Source organism: Gemmobacter sp. (genome assembly GCF_046292685.1).
Lineage (GTDB): Bacteria > Pseudomonadota > Alphaproteobacteria > Rhodobacterales > Rhodobacteraceae > Wagnerdoeblera.
In genome coordinates this window covers 1-5319 of the sequence record NZ_JBKBQM010000053.1, presented here as the reverse complement: position 1 = coordinate 5319, position 5319 = coordinate 1, and the positions used below count along the sequence as shown (strand labels likewise).

Genomic DNA, 5319 nt, shown 5'->3' with positions numbered 1-5319 from the left:
GGGGGGCTGGCCCCCCGCACCCCCGATCAGCGTTTGCCTTCCCAGAAGCTTTTCACCTTGGAAAAGAAGCTGTTGCCTTCAGGGTTGTTGTCCTCGGACAACCGCTCGAACTCGGCCAGCAGCTCGCGCTGGCGCGCGGTCAGGTTGACCGGCGTTTCCACGGCCATCTCGATCAGCATGTCGCCGGTGCCGCCGCCGCGCAAGGCGGGCATCCCCTTGCCGCGCAGCCGCATCTGCTTGCCGGTCTGGCTGCCGGCCGGCACCTTGACCTTGGATCGTCCGCCGTCGATCGTGGGCACCTCGACCTCGCCACCCAAGGCCGCCGTGGTGATGCTGACCGGCACACGGCAATACAGATGCACGCCGTCGCGCTGGAAGATCGGATGCTCCTTCACCTCGATGAAGATGTAAAGGTCGCCGGTCGGCCCGCCGCGCTGCCCGGCCTCGCCTTCGCCGGCCAGACGAATCCGCGTGCCGGTTTCCACCCCGGCCGGGATGCTCACCGAAAGGGTGCGGTCCTTTTCCACCCGGCCTGCCCCGCCACAAGCCTTGCAAGGATTCTTGACGATCTGTCCGGCGCCGCCACAGGTCGGGCAGGTTCTCTCGACCGTGAAGAAGCCCTGCTGCGCGCGCACCTTGCCCAGACCCGAACAGGTCGGGCAGATGGCCGGCTCGGCCCCGCCTTCGGCGCCCGAGCCGCGGCAGACGTCGCAGGTGACCGCCGTCGGCACCGAGATGGTCTTCTGCACGCCCTTGTAGGCTTCTTCCAGGGTGACGCGCAGGTTGTAGCGCAAATCCGACCCGCGCTGCGCGCGCGACCGTGCCCCGCCACCGCGCCCGCCCATGAAGTCGCCGAACAGGTCTTCGAACACGTCGGAAAAGGAGCTGGCGAAATCGCCTTGCTGGCCGAAACCGCCGCGCGGCCCGCCGCCGCCGCCGCCGATGCCGCCTTCGAAGGCGCCATGACCGAAACGGTCGTAGGCCGCCTTTTTCTGTTCGTCCTTCAGAACGTCATAGGCCTCGTTCGCTTCCTTGAACTGGGCCTCGGCATTCGGATTGTCCTTGTTGCGGTCGGGGTGCAGCTCCTTCGCCTTCTGGCGATAGGCCTTCTTGATCTCCTCGGCCGAGGCGCCGCGCGAGACGCCCAGAACCTCGTAGAAGTCGCGTTTTGCCATGATCTACCCCTTCGCGGACAACGGCAGAGGGCGGTTCCTTGCCGGAACCGCCCTCGCCGCCCCCGCCTTTTGTCAGCGGCGCTTGCGGTCTTCGCCCAGATCCTCGAAGTCGGCATCGACGATGTCGTCGTCACCGCGCCCGGGGCGGGCATCGTCGCCGTCCCCTTCCGAGGCCTGCGCCTTGTAGATCGCCTCGCCCAGCTTCATCGCGGCTTCGGTCAGGTTCTGGATGCCGCCGCGGATCTTGCCGACGTCGTTGCCGGCCAGCGCCTCTTCCAGCGGCCCCATCGCCAGTTCGATAGCCTCGACCGTCGAAGGATCGACCTTGTCGCCATGTTCGGCCAGCGACTTCCTGGTCGAGTGCAGCAGGCTTTCGCCCTGGTTCTTCGCCTCGACCAGCTCCTTGCGCTTCTTGTCGGCTTCGGCGTTCGCCTCGGCGTCGCGCACCATCTGTTCGATCTCGGCGTCGGTCAGGCCGCCCGAAGCCTGGATCGTGATCCGCTGCTCCTTGCCGGTGCCCTTGTCCTTGGCCGAAACCGACACGATGCCGTTGGCGTCGATGTCGAAGGTCACCTCGATCTGCGGCATCCCGCGCGGCGCCGGGGGAATGTTTTCCAGGTTGAACTGGCCCAGCAGCTTGTTGTCAGCCGCCATTTCGCGTTCGCCCTGGAACACCCGGATCGTCACGGCGCTCTGATTGTCTTCTGCCGTGCTGAACACCTGGCTTTTCTTGGTCGGGATCGTGGTGTTGCGGTCGATCAGACGGGTGAACACGCCGCCCAGCGTCTCGATGCCAAGGCTCAGCGGGGTCACGTCCAGCAGGACCACGTCCTTGACGTCGCCTTGCAGCACGCCGGCCTGAATGGCCGCGCCCATCGCCACGACTTCGTCCGGGTTGACGCCCTTGTGCGGCTCCTTGCCGAAAAACTTCGTGACCTCCTCGATCACCTTCGGCATCCGGGTCATGCCGCCGACCAGCACCACCTCATCGATGTCGCCCTTGGACAGGCCGGCATCCTTCAGCGCCGCGGCGCAAGGCTTGAGGCTGGCCTTGATGAGGTCGTCGACCAGGCTTTCCAGCTTGGAGCGCGTCAGCTTCATCACCAGGTGCAGTGGCTGCCCGGTATTGCGGTCCATGCTGATGAACGGCTGGTTGATCTCGGTCTGCTGGCTGGAGGAAAGTTCGATCTTGGCCTTTTCGGCCGCTTCCTTCAGCCGCTGCAGCGCCATCTTGTCCAGCGTCAGGTCAACGCCGTGTTCCTTCTTGAACTCGTCGGCCAGGTAGTTGACGATCCGCATGTCGAAGTCTTCGCCGCCAAGGAAGGTGTCCCCGTTGGTGGATTTCACTTCGAACAGGCCGTCGTCGATTTCCAGGATGGTGATGTCGAAGGTGCCGCCGCCGAGGTCGTAGACCGCGATGGTCTTGGCATCCTTCTTGTCGAGACCATAGGCCAGCGCGGCCGCCGTCGGTTCGTTGATGATCCGCAGCACTTCGAGGCCGGCGATCTTGCCGGCATCCTTGGTCGCCTGGCGCTGCGCGTCGTTGAAGTAGGCCGGAACCGTGATGACGGCCTGGGTCACAGGCTCGCCGAGGTAGGATTCGGCAGTTTCCTTCATCTTTTGCAGGATCATGGCCGAAATCTGCGCCGGGCTGTATTTTTCGCCCCGCACTTCGACCCAGGCATCGCCGTTGCCGCCGTCGACCACGGCGTAGGGCATGTTCTTCTTGTCCTTTGCCAGGTGCACGTCGTTGACGCGGCGCCCGATCAGGCGCTTGACGGCAAAGATGGTGTTGGTCGGGTTCGTCACCGCCTGCCGTTTTGCAGGCTGGCCGACCAGCCGTTCGTTTTCGGTGAATGCAACGATGGAGGGCGTGGTGCGCGCGCCTTCCGAATTCTCGATCACGCGGGGCTGCGAACCGTCCATGATGGCGACGCAGCTGTTGGTGGTGCCGAGGTCGATGCCGATGACTTTGGCCATGTGTCTTCCCTTTCAGGCGATATGAGAGGCGGACCCGTGCGCGGCGTCCTGCCCCGATCCCAGGTTACGGGCCCCGAGGCTAGCCCCGTTTCCCTTTCCGAGCGGTATATATGAGGGGGCCTTGGGGGCTGCAAGTGTAACGCCCCGGTGATTTTCACCCCGCAAGCCCGGCTCAGCGCCCGGCGCCCCAGCTGACCGAGGCGTGCCGGCGGGTGTAAAATTCGCCCATCAGCCCGATCATCAGGCAAACAAGCCCGAGGTAGATCGGATAGGATATGGACGTGTAATGCGGGTTATAGTTCAGGAACATCGCGCCGCGCGCCTGGTCGATGCAGTGGAACAGCGGGTTCCAGTCGAACAGCGCCACCATGCTGCCCGGCAACATGTTGGCCACGAACATCTTTCCCGAGGCGATCATGTTGGCGCGCTGGTAGATCGTGGTGATGATCCCGACGATTTCCGGCGCCCAGGGCTTTGCCGCCAGCGCCACCATGCCGATGCCGACACCGGAAAACCATGACAGCAGGAAGAACCCCAGGCTTGCCACCGGGTCGTGGATGTGAATCGGGTGAAACGCCGCGTGATAGGCAAAGAGGATCAGCGCAGCCGACAGCGTCTGGATATACAATGCCGCCAGCGCCGACGACGCGATGGCGACGATGGTGTTCATCGGTGCGTGCTTCATCATCGGCGAGGTCGGCCCCTCGGACCCGGCGACGGCACCGACGGTCTTGGTATGCGTCATGAACAGGAAGATCCCCGACATGACATACAGCAGGAAATCGCCCCGGATCGCCGTGCGCCGCAGGTTCAGCAGCTCGAACATCACGTAGAACACGACGACCATCAGGATGGTCTGCATCATGTTCATCAGCAGGCCGATGACCGCGTTGCCGTGCGACTTGCGCACGTTGCGCACCGTGGCGTGAAAGATCAGCGCCAGCAGCTCGAAGGCGCCGTTCACCCTTGTCCTGCGCGTCTCGAACCGGAACATCCCAACCCCTGACCAGGCCCGGCGCATTCTGCGCCCGAAACCTTGCCGATCCCTTGCCGAAGCGCCATAAGCATAGAGCCGCATTGCGGCAGGATGAAGGCCAGGATTTTCAGGAGACGGACATGGACATGGAACGTTTGGTGGCAGTGATGCGGCGCCTTGCGCTGGAAGCGGGCGATGCCATCATGGCCATCTACGACGCCCCCGACTTCGAGGTCCGCGCCAAGTCCGACGCCAGCCCCGTGACCGCCGCCGACGAGGCCGCCGATGCGCTGATTTCCGCAGGGCTGCGGGCGGCCTTCCCCGACCTGACGCTGATTACCGAAGAACAGGCCGCCAGCCACGAGTTGACCGCTCAGACCTTCCTCATCGTCGACCCGCTGGACGGCACCAAGGAATTCGTCCAGCGCCGCGGCGATTTCACGGTGAACATCGCCTATGTCGAAAACGGGGTTCCGCTGCGCGGCGTGGTCTATGCACCTGCCAAGGGCCGCCTGTTCTATACCCTCGCCGATGGGCGCGCGGTAGAGGAAACCGGGCCCTTCGCCAAGGACGCGCCCGGCGCCCTGACGCCGATCCGCGTCAGCCGCCCCGACAACACCGCGCTGATGGTGGTCGCCTCGAAATCGCATCGGGACCGGGCCACCGACGATTACATCGCCCGCTATGCCGTGCGCGACATGACCAGCGCCGGTTCGTCGCTGAAGTTCTGTCTGGTCGCCACCGGCGAGGCCGACCTTTACCCCCGCCTCGGCCGCACGATGGAGTGGGACACCGCCGCCGGCGACGCCGTGCTGCGCGGGGCGGGCGGGCACGTGGTGCGCTTCGACGACCACAGCCCCCTGGCCTACGGCAAGTCCGGCTGGGACAACCCCTTCTTCATCGCTTACGCACCGGGCGTGGCGTTGAAATAAGCACGTTTCCGCCTGCGCCGCACCGCAGCATCGGGGGCGTGGCAGGCGGCTATTGCCGATGTGGGGGCGGGGGGTTAGACATTCGCACGCGAATTAACTCCGGGGCGCCATGAACCTGCCCCAATGTCATGGTGATTAGCAGGCTGCTGAAGAAGTCAGCCCTCGACCCGGAGTTAGGAACATGATTCACCCTTTGCACGACAACGGTGGGGGTGATGATGCGCGGGACGGACGAGACGAGCGGGTCGCTGTTCAG

Annotated in this window: 4 protein-coding genes; 1 reads left to right on the top strand and 3 read right to left on the bottom strand. The window is 64.6% G+C overall.

Features of this window, described 5'->3' with window-relative positions; genetic code table 11:
• Nucleotides 1-26: 26 nt before the first annotated feature.
• The 3 genes from dnaJ to ACK4S2_RS13040 all read right to left on the bottom strand — a co-directional run bounded on the left by dnaJ (nucleotide 27) and on the right by ACK4S2_RS13040 (nucleotide 4149).
• Nucleotides 27-1175: a molecular chaperone DnaJ gene (dnaJ, locus tag ACK4S2_RS13050; protein WP_409625096.1), complete on the bottom strand. Its 1149-nt coding sequence runs from the start codon at nucleotides 1173-1175 to the stop codon at nucleotides 27-29.
• Nucleotides 1176-1247: 72 nt separating this feature from the next.
• Entirely contained in the window at nucleotides 1248-3155 is a 1908-nt protein-coding gene (gene dnaK, locus ACK4S2_RS13045; protein ID WP_409625093.1) for a molecular chaperone DnaK, read from the bottom strand.
• A 172-nt stretch (nucleotides 3156-3327) separates the two neighbouring features.
• A complete protein-coding gene (locus ACK4S2_RS13040; RefSeq protein WP_409625090.1) occupies nucleotides 3328-4149 on the bottom strand; it encodes an ABC transporter permease in 822 nt (273 codons plus the stop codon).
• A 122-nt stretch (nucleotides 4150-4271) separates the two neighbouring features.
• Here ACK4S2_RS13040 and cysQ point away from each other — a divergent pair, with 122 nt between their 5' ends.
• Nucleotides 4272-5063, top strand: coding sequence for a 3'(2'),5'-bisphosphate nucleotidase CysQ (gene cysQ, locus ACK4S2_RS13035; protein WP_409625087.1), 792 nt, complete (start codon nucleotides 4272-4274; stop codon nucleotides 5061-5063).
• The last annotated feature ends 256 nt before the right edge of the window (nucleotides 5064-5319 follow it).

Coding starts and splice junctions, on each gene's coding strand:
- dnaJ (WP_409625096.1), bottom strand. CDS start 1,175: ATGGCAAAACGCGACTTCTACGAGGTTCTGGGCGTCTCGCGCGGCGCC.
- dnaK (WP_409625093.1), bottom strand. CDS start 3,155: ATGGCCAAAGTCATCGGCATCGACCTCGGCACCACCAACAGCTGCGTC.
- cysQ (WP_409625087.1), top strand. CDS start 4,272: ATGGACATGGAACGTTTGGTGGCAGTGATGCGGCGCCTTGCGCTGGAA.
- ACK4S2_RS13040 (WP_409625090.1), bottom strand. CDS start 4,149: ATGTTCCGGTTCGAGACGCGCAGGACAAGGGTGAACGGCGCCTTCGAG.